This is a genomic window from Streptomyces sp. NBC_00234 (assembly GCF_036195325.1).
Taxonomy (GTDB): Bacteria; Actinomycetota; Actinomycetes; order Streptomycetales; family Streptomycetaceae; genus Streptomyces.
The window spans coordinates 3,369,425-3,387,137 of record NZ_CP108101.1 but is presented as its reverse complement, the minus strand read 5'-3'; the positions used below and the strand labels follow the sequence as shown (position 1 = coordinate 3,387,137).

At 70.3% G+C, this 17,713-nt stretch carries 20 protein-coding genes; 12 read left to right on the top strand and 8 right to left on the bottom strand.

Translation table 11 applies throughout. From position 1 onward, the window contains the following. Positions 1–9: 9 nt before the first annotated feature. Positions 10–369: an SsgA family sporulation/cell division regulator gene (locus OG230_RS14645; protein ID WP_328910647.1), complete on the bottom strand. Its 360-nt coding sequence runs from the start codon at positions 367–369 to the stop codon at positions 10–12. Positions 370–550: 181 nt separating this feature from the next. On the opposite strand from OG230_RS14645, the gene OG230_RS14640 reads away from it, so the two are divergent. The 7 genes from OG230_RS14640 to OG230_RS14610 all read left to right on the top strand — a co-directional run bounded on the left by OG230_RS14640 (position 551) and on the right by OG230_RS14610 (position 6,506). Beyond that, a complete protein-coding gene (locus OG230_RS14640) occupies positions 551–1,636 on the top strand; it encodes an energy-coupling factor ABC transporter permease (RefSeq protein ID WP_328910646.1) in 1,086 nt (361 codons plus the stop codon). 1 nt (position 1,637) lies between these two features. Continuing rightward, on the top strand, positions 1,638–2,399 hold the full coding sequence (cbiQ, locus tag OG230_RS14635) for a cobalt ECF transporter T component CbiQ (RefSeq protein ID WP_328910645.1): 762 nt from the start codon (positions 1,638–1,640) through the stop codon (positions 2,397–2,399). Further along, positions 2,396–3,166, top strand: a complete 771-nt coding sequence (locus OG230_RS14630) for an energy-coupling factor ABC transporter ATP-binding protein (RefSeq protein WP_443051550.1) — start codon at positions 2,396–2,398, stop codon at positions 3,164–3,166. Before cbiQ ends, OG230_RS14630 begins: the two co-directional genes overlap by 4 nt. Next, entirely contained in the window at positions 3,163–3,648 is a 486-nt protein-coding gene (locus OG230_RS14625; RefSeq protein WP_328910643.1) for a MarR family winged helix-turn-helix transcriptional regulator, read from the top strand. Before OG230_RS14630 ends, OG230_RS14625 begins: the two co-directional genes overlap by 4 nt. A gap of 86 nt (positions 3,649–3,734) precedes the next feature. Beyond that, positions 3,735–4,898: a serine hydrolase domain-containing protein gene (locus OG230_RS14620; RefSeq protein WP_328911401.1), complete on the top strand. Its 1,164-nt coding sequence runs from the start codon at positions 3,735–3,737 to the stop codon at positions 4,896–4,898. After that, positions 4,895–5,704: an SDR family NAD(P)-dependent oxidoreductase gene (locus tag OG230_RS14615; RefSeq protein ID WP_328910642.1), complete on the top strand. Its 810-nt coding sequence runs from the start codon at positions 4,895–4,897 to the stop codon at positions 5,702–5,704. The genes OG230_RS14620 and OG230_RS14615 overlap by 4 nt, the downstream gene beginning before the upstream one ends. A 280-nt stretch (positions 5,705–5,984) precedes the next feature. Continuing rightward, complete coding sequence (locus OG230_RS14610) at positions 5,985–6,506, top strand: AMIN-like domain-containing (lipo)protein (protein ID WP_328910641.1); 522 nt, start codon at positions 5,985–5,987, stop codon at positions 6,504–6,506. A gap of 51 nt (positions 6,507–6,557) precedes the next feature. On the opposite strand, the gene OG230_RS14605 is transcribed toward OG230_RS14610, so the two are convergent. Next, a complete protein-coding gene (locus tag OG230_RS14605) occupies positions 6,558–7,409 on the bottom strand; it encodes an EamA family transporter (RefSeq protein WP_328910640.1) in 852 nt (283 codons plus the stop codon). Further along, positions 7,406–7,915, bottom strand: coding sequence for a YbaK/EbsC family protein (locus OG230_RS14600; protein WP_328910639.1), 510 nt, complete (start codon positions 7,913–7,915; stop codon positions 7,406–7,408). The genes OG230_RS14605 and OG230_RS14600 overlap by 4 nt, the downstream gene beginning before the upstream one ends. A 430-nt stretch (positions 7,916–8,345) precedes the next feature. Between OG230_RS14600 and OG230_RS14595 the strand changes: the two genes are divergently transcribed. Together OG230_RS14595 and OG230_RS14590 are read left to right on the top strand one after the other, a co-directional pair. After that, complete coding sequence (locus OG230_RS14595; protein ID WP_328910638.1) at positions 8,346–8,786, top strand: hypothetical protein; 441 nt, start codon at positions 8,346–8,348, stop codon at positions 8,784–8,786. Between the two features lie 2 nt (positions 8,787–8,788). Next, positions 8,789–9,727: a hypothetical protein gene (locus OG230_RS14590; protein ID WP_328910637.1), complete on the top strand. Its 939-nt coding sequence runs from the start codon at positions 8,789–8,791 to the stop codon at positions 9,725–9,727. A gap of 73 nt (positions 9,728–9,800) precedes the next feature. Here OG230_RS14590 and OG230_RS14585 read toward each other — a convergent pair whose 3' ends face one another. From OG230_RS14585 to OG230_RS14565, 5 genes are all read right to left on the bottom strand, one after another. Beyond that, a complete protein-coding gene (locus OG230_RS14585) occupies positions 9,801–10,754 on the bottom strand; it encodes a hypothetical protein (RefSeq protein ID WP_328910636.1) in 954 nt (317 codons plus the stop codon). A gap of 89 nt (positions 10,755–10,843) precedes the next feature. Then, a complete protein-coding gene (locus OG230_RS14580) occupies positions 10,844–11,248 on the bottom strand; it encodes a peptidase inhibitor family I36 protein (RefSeq protein ID WP_328910635.1) in 405 nt (134 codons plus the stop codon). A gap of 123 nt (positions 11,249–11,371) precedes the next feature. Next, positions 11,372–11,632, bottom strand: a complete 261-nt coding sequence (locus tag OG230_RS14575) for a LuxR C-terminal-related transcriptional regulator (protein WP_328910634.1) — start codon at positions 11,630–11,632, stop codon at positions 11,372–11,374. Positions 11,633–11,802: 170 nt separating this feature from the next. Continuing rightward, a complete protein-coding gene (locus tag OG230_RS14570) occupies positions 11,803–13,437 on the bottom strand; it encodes a penicillin-binding transpeptidase domain-containing protein (protein ID WP_328910633.1) in 1,635 nt (544 codons plus the stop codon). Between the two features lie 120 nt (positions 13,438–13,557). Continuing rightward, the gene (locus tag OG230_RS14565; protein ID WP_328910632.1) at positions 13,558–15,324 is read right to left on the bottom strand and encodes a dolichyl-phosphate-mannose--protein mannosyltransferase; all 1,767 of its coding nucleotides are present in this window, start codon (positions 15,322–15,324) and stop codon (positions 13,558–13,560) included. Positions 15,325–15,377: 53 nt separating this feature from the next. Between OG230_RS14565 and rsmI the strand changes: the two genes are divergently transcribed. The 3 genes from rsmI to OG230_RS14550 all read left to right on the top strand — a co-directional run bounded on the left by rsmI (position 15,378) and on the right by OG230_RS14550 (position 17,679). Further along, entirely contained in the window at positions 15,378–16,274 is an 897-nt protein-coding gene (gene rsmI / locus OG230_RS14560; protein ID WP_328910631.1) for a 16S rRNA (cytidine(1402)-2'-O)-methyltransferase, read from the top strand. 160 nt (positions 16,275–16,434) lie between these two features. Further along, positions 16,435–16,779, top strand: coding sequence for a hypothetical protein (locus tag OG230_RS14555; protein ID WP_328910630.1), 345 nt, complete (start codon positions 16,435–16,437; stop codon positions 16,777–16,779). A 33-nt stretch (positions 16,780–16,812) separates the two neighbouring features. Further along, positions 16,813–17,679 (top strand): TatD family hydrolase, encoded by an 867-nt coding sequence (locus tag OG230_RS14550; RefSeq protein WP_328910629.1) that lies wholly within the window; start codon positions 16,813–16,815, stop codon positions 17,677–17,679. Positions 17,680–17,713: the final 34 nt, after the last annotated feature.

Genomic DNA, 17,713 nt, shown 5'->3' with positions numbered 1-17,713 from the left:
CGATTGTATTCACGACGTGCCCGTCGCGGCGGCCGGGGTCGCGGCCTCCTCGTACGTCCGGTGCAGGAAGCGGATCAGGGGCGCGTTGTCGATCTGGAACACCTCGACGCCGTCGGCCGAGTGGAGTTCCACGATGAGCTGGGCACGTCCGCACGGCCATACCCGTACGTTGCCGCGTTCGGTGGGGAAGCGGAGTCCGCTCTCCAGGAGGTCGCGGCCGACGGCCCAGTCCGTTCCGCTGGCGAAGCTCACGTGGACGGTCGGCGACGCGTCGGCGGGGTCGTAGCGCAGGTCGACGGGGACGGGGCGGGTGAGGGGGCCGTCAGTGATGAGCCGGGCTCTTGCGTGTTCTTCGATCACGGGGGACATGGGCCGGCTCCTCCTGTTTGTAGCACTTTGCACTCTAATGTCCCATATTTTGCGCCAAAGGCACCCTGGAAGGGGTCCGCGCAGTTGTGACAGACCCGCTCTTGCAAGTGATGCGCAACAAGGCTCTATCATTGGTGGGTTCTGACCCCGCCCCAGGAACGCAGGAAAGCGGAGCCTCCCCATGCATGTACCCGACGGATTCATCAATGCACCCGTCTCGGCAGTAGCGGGAGTCGTCGCCGCCGGCGCGATCGCCGTCAGCCTCCGGGGCGCCCGCCGGGAACTGGGCGGACCCTCCTCCACCGGCACCGCCAGGATCGGGAGTGACCGCACCGCCCCGCTGGCCGGTCTCGTCGCGGCCTTCGTCTTCGCCGTGCAGATGCTGAACTTCCCGGTCGCCGCAGGCACCAGCGGCCACCTCCTGGGCGGGGCGCTGGCGGCGATCCTGGTCGGCCCCTACACCGGAGTGCTCTGCATATCCGTCGTTCTGCTGATGCAGGGCATCCTGTTCGCCGACGGCGGCCTCACCGCCCTCGGCGTGAACATCACCGTGATGGGCGTGGTCACGACCGTCGTCGCGTACGCGCTGTTCCGCGGCCTGACCGCCGTCCTCCCGCGCACCCGCCGCTCCGTGACCGTCTCCGCCTTCGTCGCCGCACTGGTCTCCGTACCCGCCGCGGCCTGCGCCTTCACCCTGATCTACGCGGTCGGCGGCACCACCGACATCCCCATCGGCAAGGTCCTCACCGCGATGGTCGGCGTCCACGTGCTGATCGGCATCGGCGAGGCCGCCATCACCGCGCTGACCGTCGGCGCCGTGATCGCCGTCCGCCCGGACCTGGTGTACGGCGCCCGCGGCCTCACCACCCGCCTCAAGCTCCGCGTCGGCGGCGAACTGGTGGACGCCCCGGCCACCGCCCCCGCCCCGGTCGCCGCCCGCTCCACCCGCAAGGTCTGGGCCACCGGCCTGGTCACCGCACTCGCCCTCGCGGGCTTCGTCTCCTTCTACGCCTCCGCCAGCCCCGACGGCCTGGAGAAGGTCGCCGCGGACAAGGGCATCGACGCCAGGACGGAGGAGCACGCCGCCGCCGACTCCCCGCTCGCCGACTACGGCGTCAAGGACGTCGACGACGCCCGCCTCTCCGGCGGCCTCGCCGGAGTGATCGGCGTCGGCGCCACGGTGGCCGTCGGCAGCGGAGTCTTCTGGGTGGTGCGCCGACGCCGTCACGAGGATCCGGCCGACACCCGGGTCACGGAGACCGTCTGACATGGGCCAGGGACACGCGCACAAGCTCTACCGGCACGGTCACTCCCCGGTCCACGCCCTCCCCCCGCACTGCAAGCTCGCCGCCGTCCTCGGCTTCGTGCTCGTCGTGGTCTCCACGCCGCGCGAGGCGGTCTGGGCCTTCGCGCTCTACGCGGCGCTGCTCGCCGCCGTCGCCGCGGTGGCCCGTATCCCCGCCGGATTCCTGCTGAAACGCCTGGTCATCGAGGTGCCGTTCGTGGCCTTCGCCCTGCTCATGCCGTTCGTGGTCCCGGGCGAGCAGACCGAGATCCTCGGCATCTCCGTCAGCGTCCCCGGCCTCTGGGGCGCCTGGAACGTCCTGGCCAAGGGCACCCTCGGCGTCGCCGCGTCCGTGATCCTCGCCTCCACCACCGAGCTGCGTTCCCTGCTGCTCGGCCTCCAGCGGCTGAAGCTCCCGCCGCTGCTCGTCCAGATCGCCGCCTTCATGATCCGGTACGGGGACGTGATCACCGGCGAGATGCGCCGGATGTCGATCGCCCGCCGTTCGCGCGGCTTCGAGGCCCGGGGCGTACGCCAGTGGGGTGTCCTCGCCAAGTCCGCGGGCGCCCTCTTCATCCGGTCGTACGAGCGCGGTGAACGCGTGCACCTCGCCATGGTCAGCCGCGGCTACACCGGCACCATGCCGGTCATCGACGAGGTGACGGCCTCCCGCGCCCAGTGGGCGTACGCCGGCGCACTCCCCCTGCTCGCCCTCGCTATCTGTCTGTTGGGATGGACCCTATGAGCAGCCCGACCCGCACATCCGCGCCCTCCCTGGAGGTCAGCGGCCTCGCCTACGCCTACCCCGACGGACACCAGGCGCTCTTCGGCGTCGACCTGACCGTGGAACGCGGCGAACGCGTCGCGCTCCTCGGCCCCAACGGCGCGGGCAAGACCACCCTCGTCCTCCACCTCAACGGCATCCTCGCCGCGGGCGCGGGCGCCGTGAGCGTCGCCGGGCTCCCCGTCGCGAAGCGCAACCTCGCCGAGATCCGGCGCCGCGTCGGCATCGTCTTCCAGGACCCCGACGACCAGCTCTTCATGCCGACCGTCCGCGAGGACGTCGCCTTCGGGCCCGCCGCCTCCGGACTGCGCGGCCCCGCACTGGAGGAGCGCGTGCGGACCGCCCTCAAGCAGGTCGGCATGGAGGGGTACGCCGACAGGCCCCCGCACCACCTGTCCTTCGGGCAGCGCCGCCGTGTGGCCGTCGCCACCGTCCTCGCCATGGAGCCGGAGATCCTCGTCCTGGACGAGCCCTCGTCCAATCTGGACCCCGCCTCGCGCCGCGAACTCGCCGACATCCTGCGCTCCCTGGACGTCACCGTCCTGATGGTCACGCACGACCTGCCGTACGCCCTGGAGCTCTGCCCGCGCGCCGTCATCCTCAGCGACGGCGTCATCGCCGCCGACGACCGCACCCAGGATCTCCTCGGCGACGAGGACCTGATGCGCGCCCACAGGCTGGAGCTGCCGTTCGGCTTCGACCCGCGCTCCGTGAGAATGGGCGCGTGACCCAGGACGCTCCCGCCACCGCCGCGCGCGGCCCCCACCCGCCGGCGCCCTCGCTCCTCCTCGACGACCAGCTGTGCTTCGCGCTCTACGCGGCCCAGCGGGCCGTCACCGCCGCCTACCGTCCGCTCCTCGACGAACTCGGCCTGACCTACCCGCAGTACCTCGTGATGCTGGTCCTCTGGGAGCGCGGTGAACTCCCCGTCAAGGAACTGGCCCGCGCCCTCCACCTCGACTACGGAACCCTGTCCCCCCTCCTGAAACGGCTCGAAGGCGCCGGCCTCGTACGCCGCGTCCGTTCGCCCGCCGACGAACGCTCCGTGCTCGTCGAGCCGACCGAGGAGGGCGCGGCCCTGCGCGAGCGGGCGGCCTGCGTCCCCGGCGAACTCCTCGACGCCGCCGGAATGGCCTCCGCCGAAGTGGCCCGGCTGCGCACCGAACTGCACCGGCTGACGGACCGCCTGGAGCACCCCGGGCACCCCTGAGGGAACGGCTTGTTCACAGCCCCGGCACACCGTTCACCTGCGGCGCGATGCACCATGGGGGAATGAGCGGGAGTGCGGGAGCAGGCGTGGATGTACGGGGCACGGTGTCGCCCGGGTTCGAACCGGTAAGGGACGCTTTCGTCCGCAACTTCGAGCAGCGGGGCGAACGCGGCGCCGCGGTCGCCGTCTACCGGCACGGCCGCAAGGTCGTCGATCTGTGGGCCGGTACGCGAGACGTCGACGGGGCCGAACCGTGGGCCGTCGACACCGTGCAGATCGTCCGCTCGGCCGGCAAGGGCATCGCCGCCGCCGTACCGCTGCTGCTGCATCAGCGCGGCCAGCTCGACCTGGACGCCCCGGTCGGCACGTACTGGCCGGAGTTCAAGGCCAACGGCAAGGAACGCGTCCTCGTACGCCACCTCCTCGCCCACCGGGCCGGGGTCCCCGCCCTCGACCGGCCCCTGCCCCCCGCCGAGGCGGCCGACGGCATCTCGGGGCCGCGTGCGGTCGCCGCCCAGCACCCCCAGTGGGAACCCGGCACCGACCACGGCTACCACGCCCAGACGTACAGCTGGCTCGTCGGCGAACTCGTGCGCCGGGTCACCGGGCGCACCGTCGGCCGCTGGATCGCCGAGGAGATCGCCCGCCCGCTCGGCCTGGACTTCTGGTTCGGCCTCCCGGCCGACGAGGCCCACCGGATCGGCCGGATCGGCCCCGTCGAGGCCCCGGTCGTCGAGGGGAACGGCGGCGCGCTGCGCCTGCGCCCCAAGCGTTCCGTCGTCGAGGCGTACCGCGACCCGGACTCCCTCACCCGCCGCGCCTTCGGCGCGATCGACCCGCTGCCGGACGAGAACGACCCCGCCTACCGCGCGGCCGAACTCCCCGCTTCCAACGGCATCGCCACCGCCCGCGGACTGGCCCGCTGCTACGCCGCGATGATCGGTGAGGTCGACGGCCACCGCCTGTTCGCTCCGGCCACGCTGACCCTGGCCCGCACCGAGGAGTCCGCGGGCCCCGACCGGGTCCTGGTCGTCAGCACCCGCTTCGGCCTCGGCTTCATGCTGCACGGCCCGGCCGCCCCGCTCCTGGCCCGCGGCTCCTTCGGCCACCCCGGACGCGGCGGCTCCCTGGGCTTCGCGGACCCCGAATCGGGCATCGCCCTCGGTTATGTGACGAACGGTCTGCAGAAGGGAGTTACCGCCGACCCCCGTGCCCAGGCACTCGTCGCAGCAGTACGGTCGGCCCTATGACTCCTTCCTCCCCGTCAGTCGCACGGTTCGACGGATACGCGGTCCTCATCACGGGAGCCGGCCAGGGCATCGGCGCGGCAACGGCCCGCCGCCTGGCCTCGGAGGGCGCCGCCGTCCTGGTCACCGACCTGGACGCGGCCCGTGCGGAGAACGCCGCGGCGGAGATCCGGAAGGCGGGCGGTACCGCCGAGTCCCTGCCCTGCGACGTGGGCGACCGGTCGGCGGTCGAGGCGGCCGTCGCCCACGCGGTCGCCGCCTTCGGCCGGCTGGACGTCCTGGTCAACAACGCCTACTCGGCCGGTACGGACCTCCCGCTCTTCGAGGACGAGACGGACGAGGTCTGGCAACGCGACCTGGACATCAGCCTGTCGGGCCCCTTCCGCTGCTCCCGCGCCGCGCTGCCCCACCTGGTGGCCTCCGGCCGGGGCGCGATCGTCAGCATCGGTTCCGTCAACGGCGAGCAGGACTTCGGCGGTCACGCGTACAGCGCGGCCAAGGCGGGCCTGGCCGGCCTGACCCGTACGCTGGCGGGCCACGCGGCGCCACGTGGCGTACGGGTCAACCTGGTCGCCCCCGGCACGATCCGCACGGACGCCTGGGCGGGACGCGACGCCCAACTGGACGCGCTGAGCACGCTTTACCCCCTGGGCCGGGTCGGCGAGCCGGACGACATCGCGGCGGCGGTCGCCTTCCTCGCCTCCCGGGACGCGTCGTGGATCACCGGGACGACCCTGCGCGTGGACGGCGGCCTCCTCGCCGTGAACACCGGCTTCCGTCACATGCTGTCGGAACTGGAGAAGAAGTAGGGGCGTGGAACGCACCTGGGGGAAATAAGTCATTCCCCTTCCGCGGATTGTCCTGTTCCCTGCGTGGGCGTTCCCGCCGGCCGCCCGTTTCCGCAGTTCGGGCGAGGTCTCGTGCACCCGGGCCGGTCGCCTGACGAAGGTCAACTATCAGCCGCGCAGCAGATATTCCGCGCAGCTGGATCACCCCGCGCGTACCGTGATCGCGGCCGTCCGCGCACGCGGTGTGCCGCCTTCTTCCGTACTGGCCATGGGCCGCCGACAGCAAGGTGAACACAGGATCATGCGAAGAATATCCGCAGCCGTGAGCTGCGCCGCCGCAGCGCTCGCCCTTCTGGTGACGGGCGCCCCCGGGGCCCAGGCCGTGAGCGCCACCGAGACCACGGCCGCCAGCGCCTTTGTCTGCTCGTCCTCCTGCCTCCTGGGCGTCCGTACGGGATCGCACCCGGACTTCGACCGGCTCGTCATCGACGTGACTGAAGACGGCATGCCGACGGTCAACCACTCCGTGACCGCCGACAACAGCTACGGCACGCCCAGTGGGCAGGACGGGCACATCGAGATCCCCGGCAAGATGTACCTGCACCTGAACCTGTTCGGGACACACACCTACGACGACAACGGGGCACTCACCTACAGCAGCCCTCGGGTGGTGCCCGTATCGCTGCCCTCCCTCAAGGGCGTTCAGCTGCTGACGGACTACGAGGGCTACGTCGACTTCGGGCTGTCCCTCGGTGACTACTCCCGCTACCAGGTCTTCACCCTGAAGAGCCCCAACCGCATCGTCGTCGACGTCTACCACTGACGCCGCCCCGGGTTCCTGGCGGGAGGCCGCCCGCCAGGAACCCGGACGGGCTCAACTCGTGTGCAGCATCAGGCCGATGCCGACGACCATCAGGCCGGCCGCCGCGATCCGCGGGGCGCCGAACCGTTCCTTGAAGAACAGTGCGCCGATCGCGGCGCCCACGATGATCGACGACTCGCGCAGGGCCGCGATGGGGGCGAGCGGGGCCTTGGTCTGGGCCCACAGGACCAGCCCGTACGCCGTCACCGACAGTGCCGAGCCGAGCAGGCCACGGACCGCGAACGGCCGTAGCTGGGTGATCAGTTGACCCCGCCGCCGGTACAGCGCGTACGCGGGGATGGCCAGGCCCTCCAGGATCATCAGCCAGGCGACGTAGCCGAGCGGGGTGCCGGAGGCCCGTACCCCCACGCCGTCGACGACCGTGTACCCGGCGATCGCCAGGCCCGTCGCCACGGCGGCGGTCAGGGCCTGCCAGTGCGGGCGCTTTCCCGAACCCCGGATGCCCCACAGGGCCAGCCCGACCAGTCCGGCCGAGGCGACCACGACGCCCGCCGTCGCCCAGCCGTCCGGGACCTCGCCGACGAAGACGGCCGCGAGGACCGTCACCACCAACGGGGCCGTACCGCGCGCGATCGGATACATCTGGCCGAAGTCGCCCAGCGTGAACGAGCGCATCAGCAGCATCATGTACGCGACGTGCAGGACGGCGGAGACGACCAGGTACGGCCAGGCGTCCGCCGCCGGGAACGGGACGAAGCCCGCGGCGAGCGCGCCGATCAGCACACCGCCACCCGAGATCAGGGTGAAGGAGAGGAGCTGGTCCTTGATCGCATGGGCGATCGCGTTCCAGCCGGCGTGGGTGATCGCGGCGGTCAGGACCGCGAAGGCGACCAGCGGCGTCACTTCGCCTGCTCGCGCACGTCCACGAGGGTGCCGCCCGCATGCGTGATCAGGGTCTCCGGGTCGAGGGGGAAGACGGTGTACGGGGTGCCCGCCGCCGCCCACACCACGGCGTGGTCGAGCAGCGCCCGGTCGGCGAGGACGCGGGTCCTGGTGCGGTGGCCGAAGGGCGGTACGCCCCCGATCGCGTACCCGGTGGTCTCCCTGACCAGGTCGGCCCGCGGGCGGGTGACCTTCACCGCGCGGAGTTCGCGCCGCACCAGCTCCACGTCCACCCGTGACGAGCCGTCCATCAGGACGAGGACCGGGACACCGTCCGCCTCGAAGATCAGCGACTTCACGATCTCGCTGAGCCCGCAGCCGATGGCGGCAGCGGCCTCCGCGGCGGTGCGGGTGGCCTCGGGGAAGCGGCGGATCTCGACGTCCAGTCCCAGTTCGCGCAGGGCCTCGGCGAAGCGGGGGTGGGCCTCGGAAGGCGTGGCGGCAGGCGTGGTCTCGGGTGTGCTCATGCCCGCACGCTAGCGGTCCGTGTACGGGGCATGCGACATGGTTTCGCAGGGTGGGCTGAGCCGGCGCGCAGGGGCGGCTGGCCGACCCGCCGCACTGGGAAACCACCGACTTGATTCGGCCATTCGTGATCACCGTATGGCCGGATGTGTTTGTTTTCCGATCTTGCTGTCGGAGCCCCGTAGTACGGTCATCCCGCCTGTCGCGGAAAGCGGAAATCTGCATTCCGCAGACGGGCCGCAAGAAGTCGAATGGGGGATTCGAAGAAAGGAACTCTTTCACCGCATCAGCCGACCGAGGGCCTGAATCCCCGACGCGCCGCCTGAGAAGTCTCTCCACCCTTACTCACCTGGAGATCAAGTGAAGGTACGCACATGGAAAAAGCCCTACCGATCGGCGATCGTCGGTGGGCTTGCCGCTCTGGGGCTCGCAGTGTCCGCGACGCCCGCCAGTGCGGTGACCACCTACAGCTCGGATGAATGTTCCTCGTCCACGCGGTGTTTTGTCCTTTTCTACAACAGCAGGCAGAACATCGGCATCTTCTACACGTCCTGCTTCATCACCAATAAGGACGAGTACAACCACGAGGGGCGCAGTGCCGTCACCTCGGGCGGACTGCACGTAGTCGCCTACGAGTTCAACTACGGCAGCGACTTCGTGATCCACGACGCGGGAAGTGCGTGCCGCCCCAGCGAGGGATCGGGGCAGGGCGTCAAGAACAACGCGGCCGGGGGAGCGAACGAGGACTCCGCCTCCCACCGCGTGTACTACAACTCGGGATACGGCGGCACATACCAGACCTTCTATCCGGGCGACAGCAAGAACCTGATATCGGCTCTGCACAACAACAACGCCAGCAGCGAGAGGCTCTGACCATGAACAGGAAACTCGCCGTATCCACGGTTGTCGCCCTGGCGTTCCTGACCGGGTGCGGGACGCAGCAGGCCGGTTCGCGGCTCGAACCGGCGGCGCAGGGGTCGAGCAGCGGCAAGTGGGCCGAGGTGCAGCGTGACGGCTGGCCGGCCGCGGTCCCGGCGGAGGGGCTGACCAAGGGCCTCGTGCTGCCGATCGAGAAGTACCTCGTTCCGTACACGGACGAGGTCGTCTTCCTGGAGGGCCGCAGCAACGCCGAGATCAAGTGCATGCGGTCCCTCGGGTTCGCCGACTGGCGTACGGAGACCATCGGGGACAACCCGCCGGTCTCCGGCAACTCGGCGAACATGGAGCGCAGGTACGGGATCACCATCAGGAGCGACGCGGAGCAGAACGGCTATCACACGCCCGCCGAGGCGAGCGGCGCGGCCGAGGTCGCCGACATCGAGACCCCGACCGCTGCCATCGCCCTCGCGGGCAAGAAGGACGGCAAGGCGGTCGCGTCCTTCGACGGGAAGGCGCTCCCCGAGGGGGGCTGCGTCGGGCAGTCGATGCGCGAGGTCCCCAGCCCCGATGTGACGCTGGCCGAGGAGCTCTCCGCGCAGAGCTTCATGGCCTCGCAGGAGACCCCCGAGGTCAAGACCGCCATGGCCGAGTGGGCGGCGTGCATGAAGGACCGCGGACATGAGGTCAAAACGGTCTGGGACGCGGCGAACCTCACCGAACCGACCGCTCCGGCGGCTTCCGAGGCGGAGAAGAAGATCGCTCTCGCCGAGGTCGACTGCAAGCAGCAGGTGAACCTCGTGCCCATCTGGTTCGCGGCGGAGCGGGACCTTCAGAAGGCCCTCATCGCGAAGAACCAGAAGGAACTGAACAGTTCCCACGAGCGCAGCGAGGCGAGCCTCGTGGCGGCGCGGAACGTGACGGCCTCGACCCGCTGACGCGGGTCATCGAACGGCTCCGGCCGGAGCATCCCTCCGGCCGGAGTCGGCACCCGTAGGGCGCGCGAGGGCGTCAGGTGACGCGGCGGGCCCTGTCCAGCGTCCATGTCCAGGCGGCGCGGAAGGCGTCCAGCTTCTCCGCGTTCCGTCCGATCGCGCTCGTCTGGTACTCGATCTCCACACTCTGACGGCTGTCCACGTAGTCGGTCTTCTTCTTGCACGCGACGTCCGCCACCGCCATGGCGATCTCCCGGGCGCTCGGCGCAGGCGTCACGCCGCTCGAACCGTCTTCGGCGACTCCCGACCCCGCCCAGCGGCCGGCGGCGGCCAGCGGGTCGCTCTGTGCGTGGCCCGAGGCGCGCATGCACGCCGCCCATCGTGAGTCGAGTGCGCGGACCCTGGCATCGGCGCCGGACTTCTCCCACCCCTCCCGCGAAACGGCGGTGGTGGTGCCCATGGAGTTGATCCAGTCCATCTTCAGCTCGTCCCGCGCGACCCCCCGGCAGCCGACGCCGCCCTTGCCCTCTCCGGTGTAGGCATCCATCACGGGCCGCTCCACCGATGCCAGACGCGCCTCCTGGCGCGCGTTCCACCGCTGCTGCTCGGATCGTGAGAGGCCCTTCGGCGGCGGCAGTTGGTAACCGAACTGCGAAGCGGCCGCCCTGTCGCTGACGCCGTACCGCCGCTCGCTGGGTGCATGGGCTTCCCAGGTGGAGAGGATCGGCGGCGGCCAGCTCATCCCGAGCTTCTTCATGCACCGGTTGGCCAGCACGTACTCCGCCCGCTCGATGACGCGCCGGTCCTCGGGGCTCGGCTGGTAGGAGTCCGTCGGATACACGGGCACCCGCACCCCGGCGACCACCTTGCTGGTCACCTGCTCCGTCACCGGTCCGCTCGGCTCGGCGGACGCGGAGGCCGCCGCGTCGGTTTCCGTGTCCTGGTGCGCCGGTCCGGCACACCCCGACAGGGCCAGAACGGCCAGGAGCGTGAGGGCTTGGACAGCGCGTCTCGATTGCTGCGGGATCACTGCGACGAGAACCTTCCTTGGTGATGAACGAACGGTGTGTGCGCCACGGTTTCCCGGGCGCACACACCGTTCACGACGTCCTCGGGGTGCTAGATCGGGCACGCCGCGTTGTTGACGAAGCAGTGCGAGGACAGCTTGTTGTCCGTCCAGGACTCCAGGTCGTTGAGCGTGGCCCCGGACCATGCAGCCGCGTAGTCACCGGTGTAGTTCGGGTTGGTGAACGCATAGGCCGTGGTGTCGGGGTCGAGGTTCTTGATGGACGTCACGCTGTCATTGATCGAAATGCTCGTACCGTAATACGTGCCGGTGTACGAGGGCTTGCTGTAAAGGGTGTCGTAGACGATTCCCTGCGCGTTGGCGTCGCGGTACAGGCAAATCTCCCCGCCGTTGGACGAGTTGCAGGTTCCGTCGTACGAGGCCGCCTGTGCCGGTGCCGCCATGGCGAAACCGGCGACCGTTGCGGAAAGGAGTACGAGGGTGCGGACCTTACGCATGCAGATTCCTCTTCCTGGGCGCGACTATTCTGATTCGCCGTCATTTTATGGCGCGCAGAACAACGGCAACACCCTCGCAAGCCGCACCAATCCCAGCCAATCGGTGCATAGGTGCTGGCGTAATTACGCCCGGGGAGCGCCGTTGCTCGCGATATCGCGTGACGGCTCGTCACGGGTCACGCCCAAGAGGCCGACTTCCTGTGCGTGAGCTCCCAGGGCGAACCGGCCGGTGACTTCCCAGCGTTGCATCAGATCGTGCACCCGGCGCTGGACCGTGCGATGTCCCACGCCCAGTCGGCGCGCGATGGTCGCGTCATTCACGCCCTCGTGCAGCATGCACAGGATGCGTAGTTCCGTGTCGTCGATATCCGGCACGCCAGACATGTTGCCCCCCCCAGGCCAACCACGGCATTCAATGGTCGATACCTATTCTAGGAGTCGTGATCACTGCGCGACAGTCGAATAAATCCTGCCGGACATAACAAAAGCGGGCGGGAGTGCCGGCGTGACCACGCCGACGCTCCCGCCCGGGGACCTCTCGTGCGACGGTGGCGTCAGGAACCCGCCCGCAGGACCGCCGCCACCACCGGGCCCGCCGCGTCTCCGCCGTGGCCTCCCGACTGGACGACCGCCGCGGCTGCCAGGTCGTTGCTGAATCCGGTGAACCAGCTGTTGGACACGCCCTGTCCGTCGACCTCCGCCGAGCCCGTCTTGGCGCCCTTGTCGCCGTCGACCGAGGCCATGGCGTCCTTGCCGGTGCCCCAGGTCGCCGTCGCCCGCATCATGGCGTTCAGCTGGTCGGTGACGTGGCGCGGAAGCGAGCGGGACGCGACGGCGAGCTGCCGGCCGTCCAGGGACTGCGGCACGATGACCGGCTGGCGGAACGTGCCGTTGCGCGCGGTGGCCGTGATGGACGCGATGTTGAGGGCGTTCATCTGGACCGTGCCCTGGCCGATGTACTGCGCCGCCGCCTCACCGCCGACCTCGTCCGGGATGCTGCCGTCGGTCGAGAAGATGCCGGTCTTCCAGTCCAGGCCGATCCCGAAGACGTCCCGCGCCTCCTTGCCGAGCGCGGAGTCGTCGTGCACCTCGTCGATCCGCTTGATGAAGGCCGTGTTGCAGGAGCGGGCGAAGCTCGTCGTGAACGTGTCGGTGTCCGGGAGCGAGAAGTACTTCAGGTTGTGGAAGGTGTTCCCCTCGTACAGCACTTCCTTCGGGCATTCGATCGGGCGGTCCGCCGCGGCGAGCCCCTTCTCCAGCAGCATCGCCGCGGTCACGATCTTCAGCGTGGAGCCGGGCGCCTGCTTGCCCTGCATCGCCGCGTTGAAGTCGGTCACCGGGTTGTTGGCGACCGCGCTGATCGCACCCGTCGAGGGCTGGACCGCGACCACCGACGCCTCGCCGAACTGCTTCACCGCCTGCTCGGCCGCCGCCTGGGCGCCGGCCTCGATCGTCGTGCGGAGCTTGCCGGGCTTCCCCTTCGCCAGGGTCAGCAGCGTGGTCTTGGGCGCCGTCTCGCCGGCCGGCTGGATCCAGGTCTCGATGCCCGCCGTGCCGCCGCTCTTCGCCCCGTACCTCTCGCGCAGCGTGGCCAGCACCGGGGCCAGCGACGGGTACGTCTTCGGGTCCAGGACCTTGTCGTTGCGGTCGACGGCCTCGATCTCCGGCGTCGAGGACTGTCCGGTCCGCAGCGTCGCCCCCTCGGTCAGCTGCGGATGGATCACCGTGGGCTGCCAGTCGACGAGTGCCTTGCCGCTGGTCAGGCCGCGCACGACGGTCAACTCGGAGGCGTACGACAGGGTCTTCTTCCTGCCCTCGTACGAGACCGTCGCCTTCACCGTGTACGGCACCGTCGCGCCGACCGCCGGACCTGGCGTGATCACTGCCGCGGTGACGTGCGCGTCCTCGGTGTAGCCGGCGAGCAACGGCTCGGCCCCGGCCTCGTTGTTGGTGAGCAGCGCCGCGGCCGCCGCGTCGCCGGACGCCCACGCCTTCAGGAACTCCTTCGAGGTCCCGGCTATCTCCGCCGCGCTGGGCGGCCCCGTCTTCACCTGTGCGGACGCCACCTCGGAGTCCGTCGCACCGCTCTCACCGCCGGCTCCGACAACGTTGTACAGGCCGTAGCAGGCGCCTCCGGCCATCAGTACGAACACGCCACCGGCCACGGCGACCTTCGCTCCACTGCGCATCGTGCAGTCCCCTCCCCAGGAGTCCCCCTTGAACGTGTTCAAAGGGGATGTGCCGGGGACTCTACGGGACCGACGGGGCGGCTGTGGGGGTTGTTATCGGAATGCGATGGCCGACGCGGATCAGACCCAGGTGTCCAGCCACATCCGGTCGCGCCAGGAGTTCTCCGGGATCGAGGTGCCCGTGTACAGCGGCCAGAAGTAGATGAAGTTCCACACGATCAGCAGCACCAGCACGCCCGCGGCCACCGCCCCCAGCGTCCGCCTGCGTTCACCGGTCGGATCGTCCGTGGGCAGGCCCAGCTCCTGCCCGGTACGCGCATGGGCGGCGGGCCCGATCATCGCGCCGATCATCATCGTCACCGCGAGACACAGGAACGGGACGAAGACGACCGCGTAGAACAGGAAGATCGTCCGCTCCTGGTAGAAGAACCACGGCACCCAGCCGGCCGCCACGCCGCAGGCGATCGCGCCCGCCCGCCAGTCGCGGCGGAAGAACCAGCGCCACAGCACGTACAGCAGCGCGAAGCACGACGCCCACCACAGCAGCGGAGTGCCGATCGCCAGCACCTCGCGCGCGCATTTGCCGGTCGCCGACGCCGCGCAGCCCGCCTGCTCCTCGTAGAAGTACGAGACGGGACGGCCGAGGACGATCCAGCTCCAGGGATTGGACTGGTACGTGTGCCCGGAGGTCAGCCCGACATGGAACTCGTACACCTGGTACTCGTAGTGCCACAGGCTGCGCAGCCAGTCCGGCAGCCAGGTGAACGAGCCGCCCTTGCCCTCCGTCGCCGCCCAGTTCCGGTAGTACCCCTTGTCCGTGACGATCCAGCCCGTCCACGACACGAGGTACGTCCCGATCGCGACCGGCACCGTCGAGACGAACGCGGGCACCAGATCCCGGCGCAGCACCGCCGCGTACGGCTGCACCGCACCCGCCGTGCGCCGCGCGCCCACGTCCCACAGCACCGCCATCACGCCGAACGCGGCCAGGATGTACAGGCCGTTCCACTTGGTGGCGAAGGCCAGTCCGAGCATCAGCCCCGCCGCGAGCCGCCACGGGCGCCAGCCCAGGCGCAGCGTCTCCGCGATCCGGGCATCGGGGCGCATCACCCCCTCGGCGTCGACCGGCAGGGCCGCCGCGAGTCTCCGGCGCGCCCAGTCGCGGTCGGCCACCAGACATCCGAAGGCCGCGAGCACGAAGAACATCAGCACGAGGTCGAGGAGCGCGGTGCGGCTCATCACGAAGTGCAGCCCGTCCACCGCGAGCAGCGTGCCCGCCAGACAGCCCAGGAACGTGGAGCGGAACAGCCTGCGGCCGATCCGGCAGAGCATCAGCACGGACAGCGTGCCGAGCACCGCCACCATGAAGCGCCAGCCGAACGGGGTGAAGTCGAAGAGCTTCTCACCGGCCCCGATGATCCACTTGCCGACCGGCGGGTGCACGACGTAGCCGGGCTCCACCGGGATCTGCACCTTCGAGGGATCGGCAAGAATCGACTTGTCGATGTCCTTGGGCCAGGCCCCCTCGTACCCCTGGTTGACCAGCGCCCAGGCGTCCTTGGCGTAGTACGTCTCGTCGAATATCACCGCGTCCGGCTTGCCGAGGTTCCAGAACCGCAGCAGCCCGGCGACCAGCGCCACGAGCAGCGGACCGCCCCAGGCCGCCCAGCGGATCAGATGGCCGGCCAGGGTCGGAGGCACCCCGAGCACCGCCCAGAACTGGCGTCCCGGACGGGTGTACGGCGGGATCAGCCGTTCACGCAGCCCCGTCTCCGGCCGCGGCGCATGGCCGAAGCGGCGCAGCCGCTGCTGCCAGGCAGGCGGCTGTTCGCCGTGGGCGTCCCCGGCGTCTTGGCCCTGCTGGGCTTCGGGCGCAGTACTCGTCACCGCGCCATCGTAGGGAACGCATCTGTGCGAAGGGGGCCGCCCGTGCTGGGAGGATGGCTGATGTGACTGGAACGACTGGAACGCTGGTACTCGCAGGGACCCCCATCGGCGACGTGGCGGACGCCCCGCCACGGCTCGCCGCCGAGCTGGCGACGGCCGACATCGTCGCCGCCGAGGACACCCGGCGGCTGCGCCGCCTCACCCAGGCGCTGGGCATCCAGACCACGGGGCGTGTCGTCTCCTACTTCGAGGGCAACGAGACGGCCCGTACGCCCGAACTCGTCGAGGCACTGACGGGCGGCGCCCGCGTCCTGCTCGTCACCGACGCCGGGATGCCGTCCGTCTCCGACCCCGGCTACCGGCTCGTCGCCGCGGCCGTCGAGAAGGACATCAAGGTCACCGCAGTGCCGGGCCCCTCGGCCGTGCTGACCGCGCTCGCGCTCTCCGGGCTGCCCGTGGACCGCTTCTGCTTCGAGGGCTTCCTGCCGCGCAAGGCGGGCGAACGCCTCGGCAAGCTCCGCGAGGTGGCCGGGGAACGCCGCACGATGGTCTTCTTCGAGGCCCCGCACCGGCTCGACGACACCCTGGCGGCGATGGCCGAGGTGTTCGGCGAGGACCGCAGGGCCGCCGTGTGCCGCGAGCTGACCAAGACGTACGAGGAAGTGAAGCGCGGCCCTCTGGGCGAGCTCGCGGTCTGGGCGGCGGAGGGCGTACGCGGTGAGATCACCGTGGTCGTCGAGGGCGCCACGGACTCCGGGAACGAGGGCCTGGACGCCGAGGAGCTGGTCCGCAGGGTGCAGGTGCGCGAAGAGGCCGGGGAGCGCCGCAAGGAGGCCATCGCCGCGGTCGCCGCCGAAGCGGGCCTGCCCAAGCGCGAGGTGTTCGATGCGGTGGTCGCGGCAAAGAACGCGGCTCGAACTGCCCCCGCGGAGGGCAAAGGACTAATCTGAAAGGCAAAGCCCGAGCCGCGTACCGGGCCCTTTGGCCATGAGAGGGCCAAGACAGCTCCAACACTCGTCCCGACCTGGTGCGCTTCCGCCGGGAAAGGCGTCCACTGGATGGTGGGACGCATTCCCTGGAGTGCTTGTCCGGCGGACAAGAGGAGCAGGCATGAGCGAGATCGCAGCAACCACCGTGCACGAGGCGTACGCGTTCGCCTGCATGAGGTGTGGGTACGGCTGGGAGCAGGCGTACGAGATAGAGCACCACGTCGACGGAGCCGGTAACGCGTTCGTCGTCTACAAGGCGGACGGGGAGCGTGTGCCCTCGCCGCTGTCCACGCCGACCTGCACGAACTGCGGCGGGCACGTGGTCCGGATCATGCGGTCCGGCCGGGTCTCGACGTTCCAGCAGCTGCTCGAACACCGTCCCTCCGAGAAGGCCGTGCCGGCCTCGACGGAGCCGGAACACCACTGGCAGTTCTCCCACCTGCTGCATCCCTTCCACCGCAAGTGAGCCGACGCCCATGATCCTCGTACGATCGTGGGCATGAGCCGTACGGAAGCCCCGCCGCTGCCCGAGCCCCTCCGGGTGCCGGTCGCCGATTCGCACACCCACCTCGACATGCAGGACGGAACCGTCGAGGAGGCCCTGGCCCGGGCCGCCGCCGTCAACGTGACGACCGTGGTCCAGGTCGGCTGCGACGTGGCGGGCTCGCGCTGGGCCGCGGACACCGCGGCGGCCCACGCCGCGGTGCACGCCTCCGTCGCCCTCCACCCCAACGAGGCGCCCCGCATCGTGCACGGCGACCCTGAGGGCAGCGCGCGCCAGAGGGTCCGGGAGCCGGGCGGCAGGGCCGCACTCGACGAGGCGCTCGCCGAGATCGACGCGCTGGCCGCCCTCGACCATGTACGGGGCGTCGGCGAGACCGGCCTCGACTACTTCCGCACCGGCCCCGAGGGCATGGCCGCCCAGGAGGAGTCCTTCCGGGCGCACATCGAGATCGCCAAGCGCCACGGCAAGGCCCTCGTCATCCACGACCGCGAGGCGCACGCGGACGTGCTGCGCATCCTCGCCGACGCGGGAGCCCCCGAGCGGACCGTCTTCCACTGCTACTCGGGCGACGCCGACATGGCCCGGATCTGCGCGGACGCCGGGTACTTCATGTCCTTCGCGGGCAACGTCACCTTCAAGAACGCCCAGCCGCTGCGGGACGCACTGGCCGTCGCGCCGACGGAACTGGTCCTGGTCGAGACGGACGCGCCCTTCCTCACCCCCGCCCCGTACCGCGGACGGCCCAACGCGCCCTACCTCATTCCGGTCACGCTCCGCGCGATGGCGGAGGTGAAGGGCGTCGACGAAGACACCCTGGCGGCGGCGATCGCCGACAACACGGCACGTGCGTTCGACTACTGAGCCGCGACACGGCCACGCTGTGTAGCCACATGGC

What these genes read in the sequence shown, in the direction of transcription:
- OG230_RS14645 (WP_328910647.1), bottom strand. Translation starts at nt 369, where the DNA reads ATGTCCCCCGTGATCGAAGAACACGCAAGAGCCCGGCTCATCACTGAC.
- OG230_RS14640 (WP_328910646.1), top strand. Translation starts at nt 551, where the DNA reads ATGCATGTACCCGACGGATTCATCAATGCACCCGTCTCGGCAGTAGCG.
- cbiQ (WP_328910645.1), top strand. Translation starts at nt 1,638, where the DNA reads ATGGGCCAGGGACACGCGCACAAGCTCTACCGGCACGGTCACTCCCCG.
- OG230_RS14630 (WP_443051550.1), top strand. Translation starts at nt 2,396, where the DNA reads ATGAGCAGCCCGACCCGCACATCCGCGCCCTCCCTGGAGGTCAGCGGC.
- OG230_RS14615 (WP_328910642.1), top strand. Translation starts at nt 4,895, where the DNA reads ATGACTCCTTCCTCCCCGTCAGTCGCACGGTTCGACGGATACGCGGTC.
- OG230_RS14610 (WP_328910641.1), top strand. Translation starts at nt 5,985, where the DNA reads ATGCGAAGAATATCCGCAGCCGTGAGCTGCGCCGCCGCAGCGCTCGCC.
- OG230_RS14600 (WP_328910639.1), bottom strand. Translation starts at nt 7,915, where the DNA reads ATGAGCACACCCGAGACCACGCCTGCCGCCACGCCTTCCGAGGCCCAC.
- OG230_RS14590 (WP_328910637.1), top strand. Translation starts at nt 8,789, where the DNA reads ATGAACAGGAAACTCGCCGTATCCACGGTTGTCGCCCTGGCGTTCCTG.
- OG230_RS14580 (WP_328910635.1), bottom strand. Translation starts at nt 11,248, where the DNA reads ATGCGTAAGGTCCGCACCCTCGTACTCCTTTCCGCAACGGTCGCCGGT.
- OG230_RS14575 (WP_328910634.1), bottom strand. Translation starts at nt 11,632, where the DNA reads ATGTCTGGCGTGCCGGATATCGACGACACGGAACTACGCATCCTGTGC.
- OG230_RS14570 (WP_328910633.1), bottom strand. Translation starts at nt 13,437, where the DNA reads ATGCGCAGTGGAGCGAAGGTCGCCGTGGCCGGTGGCGTGTTCGTACTG.
- rsmI (WP_328910631.1), top strand. Translation starts at nt 15,378, where the DNA reads ATGGCTGATGTGACTGGAACGACTGGAACGCTGGTACTCGCAGGGACC.
- OG230_RS14555 (WP_328910630.1), top strand. Translation starts at nt 16,435, where the DNA reads ATGAGCGAGATCGCAGCAACCACCGTGCACGAGGCGTACGCGTTCGCC.
- OG230_RS14550 (WP_328910629.1), top strand. Translation starts at nt 16,813, where the DNA reads ATGAGCCGTACGGAAGCCCCGCCGCTGCCCGAGCCCCTCCGGGTGCCG.